17 protein-coding genes are annotated in these 20,448 nt (G+C 66.9%); 4 read left to right on the plus strand and 13 right to left on the minus strand.

What is annotated here, in order from left to right:
- Positions 1-2 precede the first annotated feature (2 nt).
- Positions 3-947: an AraC family transcriptional regulator gene (locus HWX76_RS28550; RefSeq protein ID WP_050017920.1), complete on the plus strand. Its 945-nt coding sequence runs from the start codon at positions 3-5 to the stop codon at positions 945-947.
- Positions 948-968: 21 nt separating this feature from the next.
- On the opposite strand, the gene HWX76_RS28555 is transcribed toward HWX76_RS28550, so the two are convergent.
- From HWX76_RS28555 to argB, 13 genes are all read right to left on the minus strand, one after another.
- On the minus strand, positions 969-2,015 hold the full coding sequence (locus HWX76_RS28555; protein WP_089488911.1) for a M48 family metallopeptidase: 1,047 nt from the start codon (positions 2,013-2,015) through the stop codon (positions 969-971).
- Positions 2,005-3,426, minus strand: a complete 1,422-nt coding sequence (locus HWX76_RS28560; protein ID WP_050017922.1) for an AmpG family muropeptide MFS transporter — start codon at positions 3,424-3,426, stop codon at positions 2,005-2,007. The genes HWX76_RS28555 and HWX76_RS28560 overlap by 11 nt, the downstream gene beginning before the upstream one ends.
- Positions 3,427-3,545: 119 nt before the next feature.
- Positions 3,546-4,154 carry a methionine biosynthesis protein MetW gene (gene metW / locus HWX76_RS28565; RefSeq protein WP_006755281.1) on the minus strand — a complete coding sequence of 203 codons (609 nt, stop codon included), beginning with the start codon at positions 4,152-4,154 and terminating at the stop codon, positions 3,546-3,548.
- Positions 4,151-5,296 (minus strand): homoserine O-acetyltransferase, encoded by a 1,146-nt coding sequence (locus HWX76_RS28570; RefSeq protein ID WP_176016700.1) that lies wholly within the window; start codon positions 5,294-5,296, stop codon positions 4,151-4,153. The genes metW and HWX76_RS28570 overlap by 4 nt, the downstream gene beginning before the upstream one ends.
- A 265-nt stretch (positions 5,297-5,561) precedes the next feature.
- On the minus strand, positions 5,562-8,939 hold the full coding sequence (locus tag HWX76_RS28575; RefSeq protein ID WP_244138027.1) for an autotransporter outer membrane beta-barrel domain-containing protein: 3,378 nt from the start codon (positions 8,937-8,939) through the stop codon (positions 5,562-5,564).
- Positions 8,940-8,952: 13 nt separating this feature from the next.
- Positions 8,953-9,495: a fimbrial protein gene (locus HWX76_RS28580; RefSeq protein ID WP_050017925.1), complete on the minus strand. Its 543-nt coding sequence runs from the start codon at positions 9,493-9,495 to the stop codon at positions 8,953-8,955.
- A 250-nt stretch (positions 9,496-9,745) separates the two neighbouring features.
- Positions 9,746-10,819, minus strand: a complete 1,074-nt coding sequence (locus tag HWX76_RS28585; protein WP_176016701.1) for a fimbrial protein — start codon at positions 10,817-10,819, stop codon at positions 9,746-9,748.
- A gap of 56 nt (positions 10,820-10,875) precedes the next feature.
- Positions 10,876-13,485, minus strand: coding sequence for a fimbria/pilus outer membrane usher protein (locus tag HWX76_RS28590; RefSeq protein WP_176016702.1), 2,610 nt, complete (start codon positions 13,483-13,485; stop codon positions 10,876-10,878).
- Positions 13,486-13,599: 114 nt separating this feature from the next.
- Entirely contained in the window at positions 13,600-14,535 is a 936-nt protein-coding gene (locus HWX76_RS28595) for a fimbria/pilus periplasmic chaperone (RefSeq protein ID WP_235356319.1), read from the minus strand.
- A complete protein-coding gene (locus tag HWX76_RS28600) occupies positions 14,465-15,007 on the minus strand; it encodes a fimbrial protein (protein ID WP_050017928.1) in 543 nt (180 codons plus the stop codon). Before HWX76_RS28600 ends, HWX76_RS28595 begins: the two co-directional genes overlap by 71 nt.
- A 533-nt stretch (positions 15,008-15,540) precedes the next feature.
- Positions 15,541-16,206 (minus strand): nucleoid occlusion factor SlmA, encoded by a 666-nt coding sequence (slmA, locus tag HWX76_RS28605; RefSeq protein ID WP_050017929.1) that lies wholly within the window; start codon positions 16,204-16,206, stop codon positions 15,541-15,543.
- Entirely contained in the window at positions 16,173-16,964 is a 792-nt protein-coding gene (locus tag HWX76_RS28610; protein ID WP_176016703.1) for a pyrimidine 5'-nucleotidase, read from the minus strand. Before HWX76_RS28610 ends, slmA begins: the two co-directional genes overlap by 34 nt.
- Positions 16,961-17,860 (minus strand): acetylglutamate kinase, encoded by a 900-nt coding sequence (argB, locus tag HWX76_RS28615; RefSeq protein ID WP_006490510.1) that lies wholly within the window; start codon positions 17,858-17,860, stop codon positions 16,961-16,963. Before argB ends, HWX76_RS28610 begins: the two co-directional genes overlap by 4 nt.
- A gap of 293 nt (positions 17,861-18,153) precedes the next feature.
- Between argB and HWX76_RS28620 the strand changes: the two genes are divergently transcribed.
- From HWX76_RS28620 to HWX76_RS28630, 3 genes are all read left to right on the plus strand, one after another.
- Positions 18,154-18,378 (plus strand): cysteine-rich CWC family protein, encoded by a 225-nt coding sequence (locus HWX76_RS28620; RefSeq protein ID WP_011546466.1) that lies wholly within the window; start codon positions 18,154-18,156, stop codon positions 18,376-18,378.
- A gap of 80 nt (positions 18,379-18,458) precedes the next feature.
- Positions 18,459-19,877 (plus strand): ATP-binding protein, encoded by a 1,419-nt coding sequence (locus HWX76_RS28625; protein WP_124631154.1) that lies wholly within the window; start codon positions 18,459-18,461, stop codon positions 19,875-19,877.
- 13 nt (positions 19,878-19,890) lie between these two features.
- Positions 19,891-20,433 (plus strand): response regulator transcription factor, encoded by a 543-nt coding sequence (locus HWX76_RS28630; protein WP_021156278.1) that lies wholly within the window; start codon positions 19,891-19,893, stop codon positions 20,431-20,433.
- The last annotated feature ends 15 nt before the right edge of the window (positions 20,434-20,448 follow it).

Below are 20,448 nucleotides of genomic sequence, written 5' to 3' on the forward strand. Positions count from 1 at the left end.
CGATGAGCTTCCAACCCCTTTTGGCCGACGTGGGCGAGCGCCTGCAGCGCCGCATGATCGAGCTGCACACGCGCCTCGCGCCGAACGAGGGCGACACGCTCGCGGCGCTCGACGGCGTGCGCTTCATCCGCGTGACCCATCCGGCGCCGCGCATGCCGGTGCTGTACGAGCCGAGCATCATCGTCGTGTGCCAGGGGCGCAAGCTCGGCTATCTCGGCGACCGTTCGTTCGTCTACGACGCGCAGCAGTATCTGGTGCTGTCGGTGCCGCTGCCGTTCGAATGCGAGACGTTCGCGAGCATGGACGAGCCGTTTCTCGCGATCTCGATCCGCGTCGATCTCGCGGTGATCGCCGAGCTCGCGATCCTGCTCGACGAGACGCTCGGCGCGGCGGTCAGCGAGCCGCTCGGCGTCTATTCGACGCCGCTCGATGCGCCGCTGGCCGATGCGGTCGTGCGGCTGCTCGAAGCGCTCGCGTCGCCGCACGACACACGGGTGCTGGGGCCGGCGATCATGCGCGAGATCGCGTATCGCGTGCTGACCGGCGAGCAGGGCGACGCGATGCGCGCGGCGCTCGTGCAGCAGCATCATTTCGGCCGCATCGCGAAGGCGCTGCGGCGCATCCATGCGGAGTTGAAGGCCGATCTCGACGTCGAGACGCTCGCCCGCGAAGCCGGGATGAGCCTCGCGGTGTTCCACGCGCAGTTCAAGCACGTGACGGCGACGTCGCCGATGCAGTACGTGAAGACCGCGCGGCTGCACCAGGCGCGGCTGATGATGGTGCGCGACGGCGTGGGCGCTGGCGCGGCGGCCGCGCGGGTCGGCTATGCGAGCGCGTCGCAGTTCAGCCGCGAGTTCAAGCGGCTGTTCGGCCGCAGCCCCGGCGACGAAGTGCGCTGGATGCGCGACAGCGGGGTGCGGCCGGCCATGGCCGACGTGGACGCGTAGCGTCCGGCGCCGCGCGGCGGCTCAGCGCCGCACGATCTTGCGCCGCTGCGCGCTGATGCCCGCGTAGTCGGGCAGCGATTCGACGCGTTTGCCCGTCGCCTTCGCGTACAGCGGCATCAGGTCCGGCAGCCGGTTCAGCAGATCCTGGCGGCGCGCGGTGCTGTACGGGTGCGTGTAGATGAAGCCCGACGTCTTGTTCGCGCGCGTCGCGACCGCGAGTTTGTCCCACAGCGTGATCGCCGCGCGCGGATCGAAGCCCGCGCGTGCGGCGATGTCGCCGCCGATCACGTCGGCCTCGGTCTCGTCGGTCGGATCGTAGTGGAGCGACTGCAGGCGCTCGCCGAGGTTCAGCGCCTGCGGCAGCGGATCGCCGACGCCGAACAGCGGCGGCAGCGCGGCCGCGCGCAGCGACGTCTGCGAGGCCACGCTGAAGTTGCTGCGCGCGTGTTCGCGCAGCGCGTGCGCGATGCCGTGCGCGAGCAGCACGCCGAACTCGTCGTCGTTCAGGCGCACGCGGTCGAGCATGCCGCCGTACACGAGCACCTTGCCGCCCGGCAGGCAGGTGAGGCGGATGTCGCGCGAGCGGATCACGTTCACGTCCCACGCCCAGCTTTTCACGCGGTCGTTCCACTTCACCGAATACGGCGCGAGCTTCGCGACGATCGCGCGCAGGCGCTTCACGCGCGGCTGGTTCGCGGGCAGCAGCCGGTTGCTGTCGGCGGCCGTCTGCACGATCTGCGCGTATTCGTTCGCGGTGAGCTGTTCGAGCAGCGGCGACGGGATCAGCGTGCGGAACGCGATCGCGTTGCCGTAGCGGACTTGCGTCGGCGTCGGCGTATAGGCCTTTGCCGGCACCGCGGCGCCGGTCGGCTGCGCGCCTTCGGCGGACGGCGGGACGGGCGCGGCAGAGGTGGCGGCGGGCGGCGCGGCTTGCGCGGCGGCCGGCGCGGAGCTTGCCGCGGCCGCGCCGGTGTCGGTCGCGTGCGCGAGCGTCGCGGCCAGCGCCGCGGCGCCGACGCTCAACGCCGCCGCCGCGTGTGCGAGCCGACGCGGGCGGTTACCGCGCACGGCTCGCCTCGCCGTTGCGCGCGGTGCCGTTCCACGGCGCGATCCTGAACAGCAGCAGCATGCCGGGGATGGCGAGCACGGTACACACGATGAAATAGTCGTACCAGCCGATCTTCGCGACGACGAAGCCGCTCGCGGCCGACGCGAGCGTGCGCGGCACCGACGCGAGGCTCGTGAATAGCGCGAACTGCGTGGCCGTGTAGCGCGGGTCGGTCGTGCTCGCGATATACGCGACGAACGCGGCCATCGTCAGGCCGGTCGTGAAGGTCTCGAAGCCGTAGACGATCGCGAGCGCGACCGTCATCGGGCTCAGCCTTGGCGTGATCTCGATACCGAACACCGACATGAACGACGCGAGCGCGTGGCTGGCCGCGACCGTGAAGTCGTACAGCACCGCGAGCACCGGCGAGCCCGGGCCGAGCTGCGCGAGCCACGCGAAGCCGAGCGTCGACACCATCTGCAGCGCGCCGAAGATCCACAGCCCGCGGCCGATGCCGATCTTCACGAGCCAGATGCCGCCGATGATGCCGCCCGCGACGCTCGCGACGAGCGCGGTGGTTTTCGCGACGATGCCGATCTCGGTGCGCGAGAAGCCGATGTCGAGGAAGAACGACGTCGACAGCGTGGTGGCCATCGTGTCGCCGATCTTGAACAGGAAGATGAATGCGATGACGAGCAGCGCGCCGGCCCAGCCGTCGCGCTGGATGAATTCGCGGAACGGCAGCACGATCGCGTCGCGCAGGTTGCGCGGTGGTGCGCCGACCACTTCGGGCTCGCGCACGACGAGCGTCATCAGGATGCCCGGCAGCATGAACGCGCCGGTGATCGCGAACACGGCGTCCCACGGCAGGTGGTCGGACAGGATCAGCGCCAGCGAACCGGGGATCAGCGCGGCGAGCTTGTACGCGTTGACGTGTACCGCGTTGCCGAGCCCCTGCTCGGTGTCGCGCAGCAGTTCGCGGCGGTACGCATCGATCACGATGTCGGCGCTCGCGCCGAAGAACGCGACGAGCGTCGTGAGCGCGGCGACCGTCCAGATCGAGTCGCGCGGCGACACGAAGCCGAGCGCGGCGATCGCACCCGCGACCAGTACCTGCGTGAGCAGCAGCCAGCCGCGCCGGCGGCCCGGCCGCCAGCCGGGTAGTCGCGGGACGTAGCGGTCCATCAGCGGCGCCCACAGGAACTTCCACGTATACGGGAACTGGATCAGCGCGAACAGGCCGATTTCCTTCAGGTTCACGCCCTCGGAGCGCAGCCATGCCTGCACGAGGTAGACGAGCGTGAAGAGGGGCAGACCCGACGTGAAGCCCAGGAACACGCAGATCAGCATGTGCGTGTTCAGATAGGCGCGCCAGCCGGGGTGATCCTCGTGAGCGGTGAGTGCGGGCGCCTCGTGTGGCGTTTTCGACATGGACTGGAACTGGGTAGCGTTGACTGATGGCGGCGGCAGCACAGGCGGCGGCGCGGGTCGCGCAGCGGCGCGGCCGCACGTGCGTGCGGGCCGTCGGCGTCCGTCAACGGCTCCCCGGCTCAGCTGCGCTTGACGCGGTAGACAGCAAGACTACCACGCCAGTTCGCTCCCCATCGAATCGGTTGGCCTTCGTGCAGCACCACGCGGTCGAGGATCGTCACACCGACTTCGGGCGCGAGCGCCTCGAAATCCTCGATCGTCAGCACCCGCACGTTGGGCGTGTTGTGCCACTGGTAAGGCAGCGACTTCGACACCGGCATCCGGCCGTTCAGCACCGACAGCCGGTGCGGCCAGTAGCCGAAGTTCGGGAACGACACGATGCACTCGCGGCCGACCCGCGCGGTTTCGCGCAGGATCGCAGCCGTCTGGTGAATCGTCTGCAACGTCTGCGACAGGATCGCGATGTCGAAGCTGTGGTCCTCGAACAGGCGCAGGCCGTCTTCGAGGTTCTGCTGGATCACGTTGATGCCGTTCTTCGCGCTGGCGAGCACGCCCGCGTCGTTCAGCTCGATCCCGTAGCCGGTCACGTCCAGTTCTTCCATCAGCAGCGCGAGCAGCGAGCCGTCGCCGCAACCGAGGTCGAGCACCGTCGAGCGCGGTTCGACCCAGCGCGCGATCGTGCGGAAGTCCGCGCGCGCGGACAGGGAATTCAGCGCTTGCTGGTTCATGCGCCCACCTCGTTGGCAATTCGTTCGTAATACGCGCGGAGCAGGTTGTGATAGCGCGCGTCGTCGAGCAGGAACGCGTCGTGGCCGTGCGGCGCATCGATTTCCGCGTAGCTGACCGTGCGCTTGTTGTCGAGCAGCGCCTTCACGATCTCGCGCGAGCGTGCCGGCGCGAAACGCCAGTCGGTCGAGAAGCTCGCGATCAGGTATTTCGCCTGCGTGTGCGCGAGCGCGGCCGTCAGGTTGCCGTCGAACGCCTTCGCCGGGTCGAAGTAGTCGAGCGCGCGCGTAATCAGCAGGTAGGTGTTCGCGTCGAAGTAGTCGGCGAACTTGTCGCCCTGGTAGCGCAGGTACGACTCGACCTCGAATTCGACGTCGAAGCTGAAGTTGTACGCGTCGAGCGCGCCGTCGGCGCGGCGCAGCGCGCGGCCGAATTTCTCGGCCATGTCGTCGTCGGACAGGTACGTGATGTGGCCGATCATCCGCGCGACGCGCAGGCCGCGCTTCGGCTTCACGCCGTGCGCGTAGTAGTCGCCGCCGTGGAAGTCGGGATCGGACAGGATCGCCGAGCGCGCGACCTCGTTGAACGCGATGTTCTGCGCGGACAGCTTCGGCGTCGACGCGATGTCGATGCAGTGCGCGACGCGCTCCGGATACATCAGGCTCCACGCGAGCGCCTGCATCCCGCCGAGGCTGCCGCCCATCACCGCGGCGAAGCGCTCGATGCCGAAGGCATCCGCGACGCGCGCCTGCGCGTGCACCCAGTCCTCGACGGTGACGACCGGGAAGCTCGCGCCATAGGGCTTGCCGGTCGACGGGTCGATGCTCATCGGGCCGGTCGAGCCGAAACACGAGCCGAGGTTGTTCACGCCGATCACGAAGAAGCGGTTGGTGTCGAGCGGCTTGCCGGGGCCGACCATGTTGTCCCACCAGCCGGTGCTGCGCGGATCGTCCGCGTAGACGCCGGCGACGTGGTGCGACGCGTTGAGCGCGTGGCAGACGAGCACCGCGTTCGAGCGCGCGGCGTTGAGCTCGCCGTACGTCTCGACGACGAGCTGATAGTTGCCGAGCACGCTGCCGCTTTGCAAGCGCAGCGGTTCGGCGAAGTGCATGGTCTGTGGAGCGACGATGCCGATCGATTCCATTCGTTCCGCCTTATGACTGGGCGGCTAAATGGTGTCGGCGAGGCGCGGAGTCGGAGATGCGCGGCTGACGACCTCTTTAGCCGCATTTGTAGTGAACCGCCGGGGAACGACGCATCGACACATCAACGCCCCGGCCGGTTCGCGCGCCCGCAATCGAGTCAGCAAATCGGCGCGCTTCCGACTGCCGCCAAGCGGGCGGCAGTCGGAGGAGTATAGCGGAATTCCGCGGGGCGCGGATTTCACACCTCGCTGGCCGCCGACGACTTCACCAGCGGTATTTCGCCGAGAACTGTCCCTTTACCACCGAGTAGTCGGACAGATTGCCTTCCACGCCGATGCTCGCCGATATCGAGAATTGCCGGCTCAACTGCCCGGTTGCGCCGATCCGGACGGCAGCCCGGTCGCGCGGCACGCTGAACGAGAACGCATTGCGATCGAGCGTCAGCGAGCGCGAGCCGGGGCCGTGCCACCAGTTTGCCTCGATGAACGGCCGAAGTTCGCGTCCATGCGGCATCGCGGTGATGCCATGCACGCGCACGCCCAGGCGGGTGAGCACGTCGGTGGAGCCCTGGCCGTCGACGCGGCCGCCGGCCGTGCCGTGTGCATCCGCGCGATAGTCGGATACGACGAGCTGCGCTTCGGGCTCGACGAAGAATCGTGTGTCGCCCCGCTCGTAGAAGGGCAATGAATAGCCCGTTTCGACCGAGCCCGTGAGGGTGCGCGAACGGTACGAGTCGGCAGCGAGGCTGCCGCCGACGCTGTTCGCGTAGGCGCCATACATGAACCATGCGTCGACATAAGGGCCGGTCAGGATGTCACGGTTGCCGTACCACGTGCCATACAGGCCGACGTTGTAGCCGGAGACGCTGCCGCGCGCGGTGGCGTTCATCACGCGGTGCTCGATCGCATTCCACAGCGGACGCGTCGACCAGTTCGTCTGGCTGCCGTACATGCCCATCGCGCCGACGCGCACGCTGCCGCCGTGACCGTCTTCGAAGCGGAGCAGGTCGGCGCCGGCGTGAATCAACCGACCGTTGCCCGACACGCTGCGATTGCCGCCCGACATCGACGTCATCTGGCCTTCGGCGCGCAGCCATACCGCGCCGTCGAGCGGCCCTGTCGCGGCCGCGCCCGTGCGCAGTGACGCGTCTTCACGCTGATGCAGCGTATGGACGGCCATCATCGAGGCTGCATCGGCATTCGCCAGATACGCATCGGGCTCCGGTGCGGCGGCACGCGGCGGCGGAGTGATTTCCGGCACGATCGGCGGCTCGGGATCGACCGGGCCGGGCGGAACCGGGTCGACGGGGCCGGGTGGAACCGGCGGCTGAGGCTTCGCAGCGGACACGAGATACCAGTCTTCTTCCTGCCCGCCGTTGCCGCCGCGCTTGAGCATGTAGTCGTAGCCGCCCGCGGACAACGTGCCGAAGCCATTCCGGTAGCCGTCGGATCCCGCATCGAGGGTGAATGCCGACACGTCCGTCGTGCCGCCATTGCGGGTTTCGACGAGCGGGATGCCGATGGTCGTCGGCGCACCGTCGCCGCCCGAACGCTTGACGACGATACCGGTGTCGCCGGACGCTCGGCCGCCGTCGATCATGAGGCGGTCGGTGGGCGACGCGTCGTCCTGCAGCGTCGTATGGAGGACGAGCCGGCCGTTGCGGGCCGCATAGTCGCCCGTCACGACGAGCGTGCGCGGCGTCGGCATGCCGCGTGCCGCGGGCGCGGCGAACTCGATCGTCGAATCGTTCAGGGCGACGGAGCCGACCGTCGAATCGGCGGTGACGGTCCAGCGGCTGTTCGTGTCGAGCGACAGCGTGCGGACCACGTCGGTCGCGCCGGTCCACTCGGATGCATTGGCGAGCGCGACGTTCGTCACGGCATCGGTCGCACTGCCGTCGTCGGTCGGCAGGTTGACGATGTCGCCGTCGGCACGGGAGCCGGTGTCGAGCGTGAGGCGCACGGGTGCGCTTGACTCTGCATGGACCGACAGCAGTGTGCCGTTGCCGCCGATGGCGCGCGTGCCGTTCTTCAGCGCGATGGTCGCGTCGGACGCGTCGATCGCGCCGTGGCGTTCGCTGACCAGCGAACCGTCGTCGATCGTCAGCGTACCGCCGTAGACGGCCGCTGCGGGGGCGCCTTCGCCGGTCGCGCGCGCGCTGGTCCGCACCAGGTCGATTGTGCCGCCTGAACTCGAATAAAGCGCAACGGCTTGCTTGCCCTGCGTTTCGACGCTCGTATCGACGAGCGACGCGACGGAGTCCGCGCCGGCCGACATCACGCCGCGCGCGCGTTCGCCGCTCGTGGTGATGCCGCCGCGCGTCATCGAGATCTTGCCGCCGAGGCGGGCGATCACGCCGATTGCGCGGTCGCCGGTGGTGGTCACCAACGTATCGGTTGCATCGACGACAGGCGTATCGGTGTATTCCTTCGATGCATAAAGCCCGTGCGCGCTCTTGCCGTGCGTGATGACGCGCGTGCCCGCGAGTTCGACGCTGCCCTCGCGCGTGTCCACGCCGAGCGCGTAGTCGCCGGCGGTTTCGAGGTGCGAGTCGTTCAGTGCGACCGTGGAGGCGCTCGGCAGGTACAGCACCGACGCGTAGTCGCCGTCCGTGCGGATATCGGTGCGGGTCAGTGTCGCGCGGACACCGCCGTAACTGATGGACAGGCCGACGCCGAACAGGCCGCTGGTACGGACCAGCGTGTCGGCCACCTCGATGGTGCCGCCCGGCGCCAGGATCGCCGTGATGCCATGCGCTTCCTTGCCGCGTGTCACGATCACGCTGTCGGAGAGCGTGAGGCGCGCGTTGGTGCCGTCGACGGACGCGCCATGCGCGTAGTCGCCGTCGGTATCGATGGAAATGCGCTCCGCAGTCGCGTTGGCACCATTACGAAGATCGATGCCGGCGCTGGAGCCGCCGCGGGTCCGGATTTCCGTATCGCGCAGCACGACGCGCGACGCGCTGCCCCATGCGGCGGCGCCCGCCGCGCCGTTGCCGGTTGAAAAAACGCGGGTCCTGCCGCCGGTCGTCAGGATGCCGCCGTTGATCGCGGAAAGCACCGCTTTGCCGGCCTCGTGCGTCGAATATTCACCCGGCGCGACTTCGAGTTCAATGCCGTCGGCTTGCTGCGGGCCGCCGCCCGTGACTTGTGCGGTTGACGGCGACGACATCGCCGCGCCGGCGAGCAGGGCCGAATGTGCGACGTACAGGCGGACGCGCGCTCGGGACGAGAGGAAATAACTGCGGTTCACCAGATCACCTTTCTTGTCTTGAACAGGTGAAAAGTAGTTTTGTTGAGCAGGTTTGGATATTGGACGAGTTCGAATTTTCGGAGGAAACCGACGAACGGCACGGGGGACACGTGAGGCGGGAAGGTGCTTCGGTGCCCGTTGCCTGAATGATTGGAGGCGTGGGTGGTGTGTAGCGGGCCTGGAACTGCGCTGGCCAATTGCGTGCCGCCCGGCGTGAGCGTTGCCGGCCGGGTTGATGAGGGAATCCTGAAAGAGGCGAGAGGCAGTGACGACTGCTCGAACGACAATTCCGTCGGCACGCGGATCGATGGCGCGTTGGTCCGCCGAGGATGTCGGGGAAGGGGCGCGCGCCCCCGCGCCCTGGTACGAGCCGGCGCGCAGGACGCGCACCGGCGCTCGGACTTTACTGATACATGATCGAGTACATCACCGAGGTGTTCACCGTGCCTTGACCTGCTGCGCCGCCCGTCGCGACATACTGGGCGTAGTACGGCAGGTCTGCAGCGCCGTCCTTCAGCGCGACCGCCTTCGAATTTTCATCGGCCTTGCCGACGCCGATATTGGTCGTATCGCCGTTGAGCAGGCCGACTTCGACGTTCTTCGCGGTGCCCGATGCGTTGAGCAGCTGACCGGTGGTCGAGTTGACCGTCGTGCCTGCCTCGAAATGCGTGAAGACGTTGCCGGTGGCCGGCGAGCAGTTCTTCAGGCCGATCTTGAACGGCGTGCGGCCTGCCGTCGAGCCGCCGCTGGCGAGCGACGACGTCGACACCTTCGGCAGCGCGACCGTGAAGTCCTTGCCGCCCGTGCCGTTGCCGTCGATCGTGCAGGTCTGCGTACCGATCTTGCCGTTGATGGTGATCGTGCCGTCGGCGGCGTGCGAGACGGCCGGCATCATGGCTGCGGCTGCGACGGTGAGAGCAGCGATGCTGGAGAGAGCGAATTTCATATCAATTTCCTCAAGTACTGGTTGGAAAAAACGCGGACTCCGTCGTCGTGCCGCCTGCACGCCGGGATTGGCCGTGCGTGCGGCATGTCGAGTTCATCCGATAAGCACCTTCCGATGAAGTCCTGTCGGACTGCTAATCAGAAGCTTGTTTTGGTCACCGATCGGACGGTGACCGATGGAGCGCGCCTACCGCTTGAAATTGGGTTGCGGCCGGCGCACTGCCGAATTGCTTTGATCGAGTGCGACGCGTTCACTGATAGCTCAACGTGAACGTCGCGGCGCCCTTGACCGTCCCGCCCGATACGGCTCCGGTCGCGATGTATTGCGCGCTCAGCGGGATGCTGCTTACCGACCCTGACGATCCGACGTACCACTGGTTCGGGTTGCCGACCGCGCCCGAATCGGGACCGTAGCTGACGGGTTGGCCGTTCCTGAGAATCCGCAGCTTGACGCCCTTCGCCGTGGCGTCCGGCGTGAGCGTGAGGGCATTGCCCATGTTTCCCGGATTGGTCAGGTCCGTCAGCGTCACGTAGAGGCTCGTGCCGGACTTGCAGGACAGGCCGATGGCGAAGTCGCGATCGCCAGCTGTCATGCCGACCGCATTCAGCTTGCTGGCGGCGACCGGTGGCAGCGGGACGGTCTGGTTTTTCGTCAGGACGGTACAGCTGACCGGGGTGAGCGCGATGTTCCCGGTTTCCTTCCAATAGCTTCTCCAAATCGCCGCAGGTGCATTGGTATTCCTGTTGTGTATTCGTATCTCCGAATCGAATTGAGTAGGTGAGAATAGCGTTGCATTGGGATAGTTGTAGATCATGTCGTCCACTTTGATCAGCTCTTTCTTGACCCTCACCACGCCTCGGACGGGCCCGGTCTCACCGAACGGTGGCGCCCACCGCTGAGCAGTAGAGGGGAGCATCATGACTTCACCCGTATCCAGGTTCGTCGTGCGAATGCCGATGTATAGATAGTGCTCCCAGCCGGTAAAAGTGCCGATGCTGTAGACACCCGGCATTTTGGTCTGCCAGAACCACTGCCCGAACTGGATCTCCCATCCGCCGGGCTTGCCGTGCAGGGGGGGATTGGTGTCACAGACGTACTCAAATTCCGTAGTGGCGGTTCCAAGTACGGCGCCATTCGGCAAATTGGGTGGAATGACGAGTTTCCCTCCATTACCGAAGGTGAAGTACCAGCTAGATACCTGGTTGGGCTTGTCGAACTTGCATGCTTGCGCATGCGCAGTGCCGAAACCGCATGTCACCGGTATCAACCAGACGATGAGCAGCCTGAGAAGATGAATGACGAATCTGCGTGGGGTGAACTTCATGAAACCTCACCGTAAAAAATTGTGTGTTCGAAGGAGTCGGCAGCATGTGGAACGGCTTACGGCCGGGCCTTGACCAGCGAGTAATCGCATTTCGCGTCCATCCGCGCGTATGCGGAATGTTTGCTCCGCTCCGTCGGCAAACTGTAGGAGAACGAACAGGCCTGATTGGCGCGGTCGCCCCATTTCGCGGTCAGCACACCCGAATCATTCAGGCCGCGCGTGAATACCGTGCCGCCCTGGCCCGCCATGCCGATCGAATTGCCTTCCTCGTCGACCACCGCGCTGCCAAACGGAATGGGCGTGCCGTCCGGCTGATGAATCCCGAGCAGCACCGCGCGTCCGCTGATGGTGCCGAACTTGAGCTTCACCACCGAATTCGCGCGCGGTGCGACCTGCTGGCTCGTCGTCAGCATCTCCACGTCGAGCGGAATGCCCTTCGGGTCGAGCTCGATTGAGTTCATTTTGTACGGCGTCAGATACGGCAGCACCGCATAGCCGCGCCGGCCGATCCGAACGTCCGTGCCGTTGGTGATACGGGCGCCGACGGCGTCCTTGGCCTCGATGATCGCGACGGTATCGCCGAGATCGTTGGCCAGCGTGACACCGCCCGCATGACCGACGACGCCGCCCGATACGCCGACGGATACGCTCGAGTAGCCGCTGCCGCCGGTCGCGCTGCCCGAGAAAGTCGCGAACGGGCTGCGATACTGCACGTTGCCGCCGCCCGACGTCGTGCCGCCGCCGGTGGTGGTGTTCAAGCCGTAGGTGAGCGCGCCGGATTCGCCGAGCGTGCCGGTCAGCGACATCTGGCCGGTGGTGCCGCCCTGGTTGTCGTGCGCGATACTCGAGCTCAACGTCGGCGAGTACGAGCGCCGGCCGAGCGGGATGGTCACGTTCGCATAGACCTGATTGTTCAGGTTGCCCGAATAGCCGTCACGCTGCCTCGACACCGACAGGTTGTAGCTCACGTTGAGGCCGGCGATCCGCAGGCTGTTGTTGTAGCCGACCTGGAACTGCGTGGTCGTGCCTTGCCGATTCCAGTAGCTGGACGACGAGCCGATCGCGAACAGCGTGCCGCGCCCTTCGCCGAGCGTCTGGTTCAGCGTCAGTTGAACCTGGTTGCGCTGCCGGTACACGTCGCCCGGATCCCGGCCTGCCGCCGCTTGTTCCCGGGCATGCATCGCATCGCGCATGCCCCAGTATCCGCGCGATGAGTAACGGTACGCGGCGACCGCGACGTTGGTGCCCGTCGCTTCGACGGACTTGCTGTAGCTGACGCGCACGCTCTGGCCGCTCGTGGCCGACACGCCCGGGATGCGGGCGCTCGCCTGCGTGACATCGACCGCGAAAGCGCCGGCCGGCGTGTTGAACGCGGCACCGACCAGCCCGGCCAGATAGTTTTCCGCGACGATGGCCCCGACATAGCCGGTCAGCAGGTTGCTGATGCCGCGCTGATAGGTGGCCTGCGCAAAATTCGGGTGACGCTCGAGCAGCGGCTCGCGCAACTGGCCCACTGCGACACCGAAACGCGAGATGCCAGGGCGCAGCGACTGCACGACCGCCGCATATGGCACTGTGAAGCTGTGCTTCCTGCCGTCGGCCTCGGTGACCGTGACGAGCAGGTTGCCGCCGTAACCGGTCGGGTACAGGTCGTTGATCTCGAACGGGCCGGGCGCGACGTTGGTTTCGTACAGCAGCGCGCCGTTCTGCGACACTTCGACGTGCGCATTGCTCGTGGCGACGCCGCGGATCATCGGCGCATAGCCGCGCATCGAATCGGGCAGCATCCGGTCGTCCGATTCGAGCGTGGCGCCGCGCATGCCGACGCTCTCGAACAGCGTGCCGTCGGTATAGGTCTCACCGATCTTCAGCTGGCTGCGCCATGCGGGCAGGTCGCGCTGCAGGTAGGTATTGAGGCTCCGGTAGCGGCTCGGCCCTTGGGATTGCGCGCTGTAGGACCCGTTGTGGCGGAAATGCCAGTTGCCGAGATTGGCGCCCCCGTGCAACCCGAGATAGGCCTGCGTGCTGTCATAGCCGGACGACATGTTCCGGAACACGTTTGCGTCGTACTTGAGCGTCATGCTCGGCACGCCACTGTCCCACAGTTCCGGACTCACGTAACCGCGTGGATTGCGCAGCAGCGATGCCTGCGGAATGCTCACGTTCAGCCGCAACTCGGACAGGTCGAATTCAATCGTAGCGCCGGCCACCAGACTGGCGACGTCCGTGCACTCGCCGGCCTGCACGCGAGCCAGCTCGGCGCGCGCCGCATCGGTCAGCGTCTCGCTGTCGAGGCCGAGCCGGCTCACGACCGTGCGATCGAGGCACGGCGTCGCGCTGACCGCGCCTGCCGGTGCATCGAAGCGTACGGTCGAGCGGCCGGTCCACGTTTCGTTCACGTAGAGGTCGACCAGGTACTCGCCGGCCGGAACCGGGTTGCCTTTCGCGAAGCGATCGAGGTCGAGCCGCTGGCCGCGCGGTTTCATCATCAACGTGTCATTGAACTGAACCTGCGCGACATCGAAGTGCTCTGCCGGAGTGGTTGACGCGTCGGCGGCAAATGCACCGGCCGTCCAGCCGCCGAGCGTCGCCATGACGAGCAGATAGCCCGGCTTGAGGGCTAAACGCGGGGACTCCAGTGGTTGAATGTGATGATTCGCTCGCATGAATTCAATATGTTGATGCCGCATCGTCATAACGCGAGCGACGGTCTACCTGTGCCGGTGCGAGGGCCGCACCGCAGGTCAACGACGGGTTGAGTCAGAAACGGTCGGGCTGTGTCAGTGCGCCTTTTTCGGCGCGTAACGGCCTTCGATGGCGGCGCCGTAATCGTTGAGGAACGTATAGTCGACTTCGATCGGCGCGCCCAACGGTGACGGCACGTTGCCGACGTCGAATTGTTCGGTGGCGCCCGGCTTGACCATGCCGCCCTTGTCGTCGGTCCAGGTCGCGCCGCCGGACTTGACGACCAGCTTGGTGAATGTCACGTGGTAGGGCGTCGGATTCGTCGCTTGCAGCGCATAGCCGCCGCTGGACTTCGGCGCGAAATTCCAGGTGACCTTTTCCGCGGATTCGTCGGCGACGCCTTGCAGTGCCGCCGGGCGGAAGAACAGCTTGATGCGCGTGCGGAACGCGAGCTGCAGCATGTTCGGATCATTCGAATCGCCGGTCGCCTGAGGTGGGACGTCGAGCACGTTGAGCCAGTACAGCGTTTCCTTATTCTGCGCGAGCGGTTCCTGCGTATAGATCAGCCGCAGGCTCTGGCCTTTCTTCGGATCGAGACGGAACAACGGCGGCGTCAGCGTAAACGGTACCTTCGAGTCGTCGGGCAGTGCGTTCGCGTGGCCGTCGTCGATCCATGCCTGGACGAGCGAAGGCCGGTCGCCCTCGTTGGTCATCTTGACCGTGACCTCGCGCTCCTTTTCCGGATAGATCACACGCGTTCCGCCGATCACGACGCTTGCATCCGCGGTGGTCAGGCCGGACAGCGACGCGATCAGCATTGCTGCGCCCACGCTCAAACGCAAGTTCATTGGCATTCCCATCGCCGATTTCTCCTTATAGATGGACAGTTCACTGTTGGTCGGACGCGGCCCGTGCAGCACCACTGCATCGCGTGCCCGGGCCGCCGGTCGGCAGACCGCGTTACTGGTACGAGACCGAATACATGACCGACGTATTGACCGTGCCGGCCGTGGCCGCGCCGCCGGTTGCAACGTATTGCGCGTAGTAGTTGAGCTCCGCCGAGCCGCTTGCGATCGGCACCGTCTGCGAGTTCTGCTGCGCTTGTGCCGCGCCGAGCTTGATGTTCGAGCCGTCCTTGTTCAGGAGGCCGACCTCGACGTTCTTCGCGTCACCCGTCGCGTTGAACAGCTGACCCGTTTGCGCGTTGACCGTCGTGCCCGGCTCGAAGTACACCGATGCGTTGCCCGAATTCGGCGAGCAGTTCGACAGGTTGATGCGGAACGGCTTGCGGCCGGCCGTCGAGCCGGCCGCCGAGAGTGCCGAGGCCGACACGTTGGGCAGCGTGACGGTGAAATCCTTGCCGCCGCCGTCGCCCGAGATGTTGCAGGTCTGGGCGGTGATTTCGCCGGTGATCGTGATCGTGCCGTCAGCTGCCTGAGCCGACGAGGCCGCGGCGAGGAGACCTGCTGTCGCCATCAGAATGGAAAGTGCTTTTTTGGACATTTAAGTACCTGTTAGTAAGGGCCTCGCGTCGAAAGACGACGCACGGACGTTTCCATCGCGCTGTCGCGCATCGCTGCTGCGGGGCGGCAGCAGCTGCGGGAAACAGGTGCTATTGTTCCGAAGTAAGTCATTCGAAAGAATGGGACGATTTCTAAGTTGAGTGGCTTTAATCTAGTTCGAGTACTAAATTTCTTTTAAGAATCGTCAAGGGCCGTGACTCGCATGCCGCACACCCGTGCCGGGACGTCGACGTTGCGGGAGCGCCGCAAGGATCGAGAGGCTGTCTGATGGATTCGGCTCGCCTCGGCGGCCGATTCAGGCAGGGATATATTGAGGATGGCGAATTAATGACGGCGTGCGCGGGATATGAACCCCGCGCCGATTCAGGCCGTCAGTACCGCGGGTGCGGACAGGTGAGGCGATGCCGTGTGCCACGGCGAGCGCGGAATCGGCGCCTGGGCATTGACGCGTGTCGCCAAGCGAGTGCGACGCCAGACGGCGTGCTCGCAGCGCGCACGTCCGCGCCTCGGGCGTTACTGCAGGATCAACCGCAAATGCGCATCGGCCTGCTCGCCCGGCGGCTTCTGGAACCCGCCCTTTGCGAAGCGGTGCCATCGGCCGATCACGTAGCAGACGAGCAGGCTCGCGCGGGCGGCCGGATCGTAGTCGGCCGGTAGCGCGAACGGTGCGGCGCCGTCCTGCGGCGCGTTGGCTTCCGTGCGCGCGACCCGAAGGCATTGCTTGACGGTCGCCTCGATCCGGTCGAGCAGCTGGTTTACGCGTTCGGTCAGCCGCTCGTCCTCGCCGACCAGCGCCTCGCCGGTCAGCACGCGTGTCATGCCCGGGTTCTTCGCGGCGAAATTGAGCATCGTCAGCGCGATCGTGCGCGCCTGCTGCACGCCGTTCGGCTCCTTCGCGACGATCTGGTTCACGAGCCCGAACAGCGCCTGCTCGATGAACTCGATCAGCCCTTCGTACATCTTCGCCTTGCTGGTGAAATGCCGGTAGAGCGCGGCTTCCGACACGTCGAGCCGGGCTGCGAGCGCGGCGGTCGTGATTTTCTCGGGCTTGGGCGCCTCGAGCATCGCGGCGAGGGTCTGCAGGATCATCACGCGCCGCTCGCCCGGTTTCGGGCGCGGGCGGGACGGTGTGGCCTGGTCTTCCTTTACGGCGTGGTCCTGCGGGTAAGTCGGCTGCATTTTTGTCGCCCCGATCGTGTGCCCAGTCGCAGCGATTTTAACGAACGAATGCGCTGGTCGACATAATGCGGTCGGCCGACGTTCGGCAGATGGCCCGGCAGGTGGCCGGTGATCCATACGGTGCCGATGCCGAGGCGCTTGTAGCGCTTCAGGTGGCTGCGGGTGTCTTCTACGAGGATCGCATCCGTGAGCCGTGCATGCACGGCGCGCAAAGTCCTGCGCAGCATCGCACGATCGGGCTTCGCGCGCCACGTGCGGCGATCACGCATGTGCTCGATCGCGATCACGCGCTCGAACAGCCGCTCGATGCGCAGCTCCCGCAGCACCGCGCGTGCGTAGTTCGCGGGCGCGTTGGTCAGCACGAACTTGCGGCCCGGCAGCGCGGCGACGATGCGCGCGAGGCCGCGCTCGGCGCGCACCATCGCGGGCAGGTCGGAAAACGTGTGGACCACGCGCAGGAAGTCGTGCGGGTCGATCGGGTGATGGCGCGTGAGGCCGAGCAGCGCGGCGCCGTAGCGCTCGGTGTAGCCGTTGCGCAGGCGGTCGGCTTCGGCACGCTCGACCTGCAGTGCATCGATGATGTATTGCGTCATCGCGCGGTTGATCTCGGGAAAGATCGCGTGCGATGCGTGGTGAAGGGTATTGTCGAGATCGAACAGCCACACCGGCGCGCCGGCGCGGGGCCGGCTGCGCGACACGCGCCGGCGCCGCAGCGGGGCCGGCAAGTCGGGTGTGGCGGTCTTGCTGCGTGGTCTCAATGCGAGCGGATCATCGTGCCGAACGGCTGCTCGGTCAGGATTTCCAGCAGCACCGAATGCTCGATCCGGCCGTCGACGATGTGCACCGACTTCACGCCGCTCTTCGCGGCGTCGAGCGCCGACGAGATCTTCGGCAGCATGCCGCCCGAGATCGTGCCGTCTTCGAACAGCGCGTCGATCTCGCGTGCGGACAGGTCGGTCAGCAGGTTGCCGTCCTTGTCCATCACGCCCGGGATGTTGGTCATCATCAGCAGCTTCTCGGCGTTCAGCACCGTGGCGAGCTTGCCCGCGACGAGGTCGGCGTTGATGTTGTACGACAGGCCATCTTCGCCGAAGCCGATCGGCGAGATCACCGGGATGAATGCGTCGTCCTGCAGCGCCTTCACGACCGCGGGGTTGATCGCCTCGACCTCGCCGACCTGGCCGATGTCGATGTACTGGCCCGGGTTGTCGCGGTCCGGCATCAGCAGCTTGCGTGCGTGAATCAGGCCGCCGTCCTTGCCCGTCAGGCCCACCGCGTGGCCGCCGAAGTGGTTGATCAGCATCACGATGTCCTGCTGCACTTCGCCGCCCAGCACCCATTCGACGACTTCCATCGTCTCTTCGTCGGTGACGCGCATGCCCTGGATGAAGGTGCCGGCCTTGCCGATCTTCTTCAGCGCGTGATCGATCTGCGGACCGCCGCCGTGGACGATCACCGGGTTGATGCCGACCAGTTTCAGCAGGATCACGTCGCGCGCGAAGCCCTGCTTGAGCCGCTCTTCCGTCATTGCGTTGCCGCCGTATTTGATGACCACGGTCTTGCCGTGGTAACGGCGGATGTACGGCAGCGCTTCCGCGAGGATTTCTGCTTTCAGCGTGGGGGCGATCTGCGAGAGGTCGATGGGCTCGGACATGGCGGCGGCTCTGGCTGGGAACGGTTGAAACAGGCCGAATTGTACAGGAGTGGCGCAGCGCAGCATCGGGTTTTTGGGCTGGCCGGAACACCGGCGGCGCGGCCCGGCAACGCACGCGGCGGCCCGCCGGCTATGGCGCGGCGCGATTCGGGCGGCGCCGCGCGGGCGGTGCCGGCGGGCTGGCCAACGTGCGTTTCCGATGGCGTTCGGTCAGGCGACCGGCGTGCAAAATCCAGCCGCCGCGCTATGCTTGTCGCGTGGGGCGATGTCCCGCCCGCTTCCGCGATTGCGCCATGACCGATTCCGCCGCCGACGCCCGTTCCGCCCCGCGCCGTGCGCGCTGCCCGCACTGCGGGCGCGGCTTCGACTGCGGCGCGCATACGCAGCCGTTCGACTGCTGGTGCGCGGCGATGCCGGTGCCGCCCGGCGGCACGCCGCCCGCGGCCGGCGCGCGGTGCCGATGCCCCGAGTGCCTGGCCGACGAGATCGCACAGCGCATGGCCGGCGCGGCCGGTTGACGGCGCCGCGCCGCGCCCGTTCGTGCGCATCGATCCGGCCCCGCTAGAGGCGCCGGGCGCTAAACGGGTAAACTGCCCGGATGCAACGAATCACCACCACCGGGCGCGTCAACCTCAGTCACCTGTTCTGGCTGCGCAATCTTGCGATCATCGGCCAGCTCGTGACGATCGGCGTCGTGCAGACCTATTTTGGCGTGCATCTGCCGCTGCCGGCGATGCTGATGGTCATCGCGCTCGAAATCGTTTTCAACGCACTGACCTGGGTGCGCGTGCTGCGCGCGCGGCCCGAGACCAATTTCGAGCTGCTCGGCCAGCTGTGGGTCGACCTCGGCGCGCTGTCCGCGCTGCTGTTCCTGTCGGGCGGGACGACCAACCCGTTCGTGTCGCTGTACCTGCCGTCGCTCGCGATCGCGGCGGCGGTGCTGCCGTGGCACCTGATGATCTGGCTCGCGGCGTTCGCGGTCGCCTGCTACGCGGCGCTCGGCTTCGACTCGGTGCCGCTCAACATGGACAACCCGGCGAACCTGTTCGATTACTACCGTACCGGCATGTGGGCGAACTTCATGGTCAGCGTCGGGCTGATCGCGTGGTTCGTCGCGCGCATGTCGAACGCGCTGCGCCAGCGCGACGCGGCGCTCGGCGAGGCGCAGCAGCACCTGCTGCGCGACGAGCGGGCCGTTGCGCTCGGTGTGCAGGCCGCCACCGTCGCGCATGAAATGGGCACGCCGCTGTCGACGATCGCGATGCTCGCCGAGGAGCTGCGCGACGCGGCGCGCGCCGATCCGGGGCTGGCGCGCTACGAGGCCGACCTGAAGGTGCTCGAGGAACAGATGACGCTCTGCACGTCGGCGCTCGCGCGCCTGCGCAGCCGCGCGAGCGCGCCGGCGAGCCGCCAGCCGGTGGACGACTGGCTCGACACGTTCGTCGAGCACTGGCGTCTGCGGCATCCGCACGTGCAGTTCGAACTGCTCGGCGCGCGCCCGGCGGGCGTCGCGCTCGACGATACGGTCGCGGCCGGCCAGATCCTGACGATCCTGCTCGACAACGCCGCGCGCGCGAGCCCGCAGCGCGTGACGCTTGCTGCGAAGGTCGCGCATGGCGGCACGGCCGACGAAATCGAATTCGAGGTATGCGACGACGGGCCCGGTATTCCGGCCGCGCTGCGCGAATCGCTCGGCGCGATGCCGGTCGACAGTACGCAGGGCGGGCACGGCGTCGGCCTGTATCTGGCGTTTAGCGCGGCCGCGCGGCTGGGCGGCGAGATCGAACTGTCCGACGTCACGCCGCGCGCGGCGGGCGGCAACGGGCGGGCCGGCGGTGCGGCGAATGGCCACGCGGCGGCCGCATCGGGACAACGCGCGGGCGCACATGCAGCCGACCGGCCAGCCGGCACGCCGGACGGCCGCCCAACTGGCGCGCCGGCCGGGCGCGGCACGCGGGCCGTGCTGCGCCTGCCGGTCGTGCGCGTCGCGCTGCCGGCGGCCTCAACCAACACGTAGACGGAGAAACCCCATGAGCGAGAACAATTTCCTGGTGATCGACGACAACGAGGTGTTCGCGGGCACGCTCGCGCGCGGCCTCGAGCGCCGCGGTTACGCGGTCCAGCAGGCGCATGACAAGGAGGCGGCGCTGCGGCTCGCCGCGGGCGGCAAGTTCCAGTTCATCACCGTCGACCTGCATCTCGGCGAGGATTCGGGACTGAGCCTGATCGCGCCGTTGTGCGACCTGCAGCCCGATGCGCGGATTCTGGTGCTGACCGGCTACGCGAGCATCGCGACCGCCGTGCAGGCCGTGAAGGAGGGTGCCGACAACTACCTCGCGAAGCCGGCGAACGTCGAGTCGATCCTGGCCGCGCTGCAGACCAACGCGACCGAAGTGCAGGCCGACGAGGCGCTGGAGAACCCGGTCGTGCTGTCGGTGGACCGGCTTGAATGGGAGCACATCCAGCGCGTGCTGGCCGAGAACAACAACAACATTTCGGCGACCGCGCGTGCGCTGAACATGCACCGCCGCACGCTGCAGCGCAAGCTCGCGAAGAAGCCGGTGCGCCAGTAAGCGGCGCACCAACGA

The sequence above is a fragment of the Burkholderia sp. BCC0398 genome (assembly GCF_902833245.1).
Classification (GTDB): Bacteria; Pseudomonadota; Gammaproteobacteria; order Burkholderiales; family Burkholderiaceae; genus Burkholderia; species Burkholderia sola.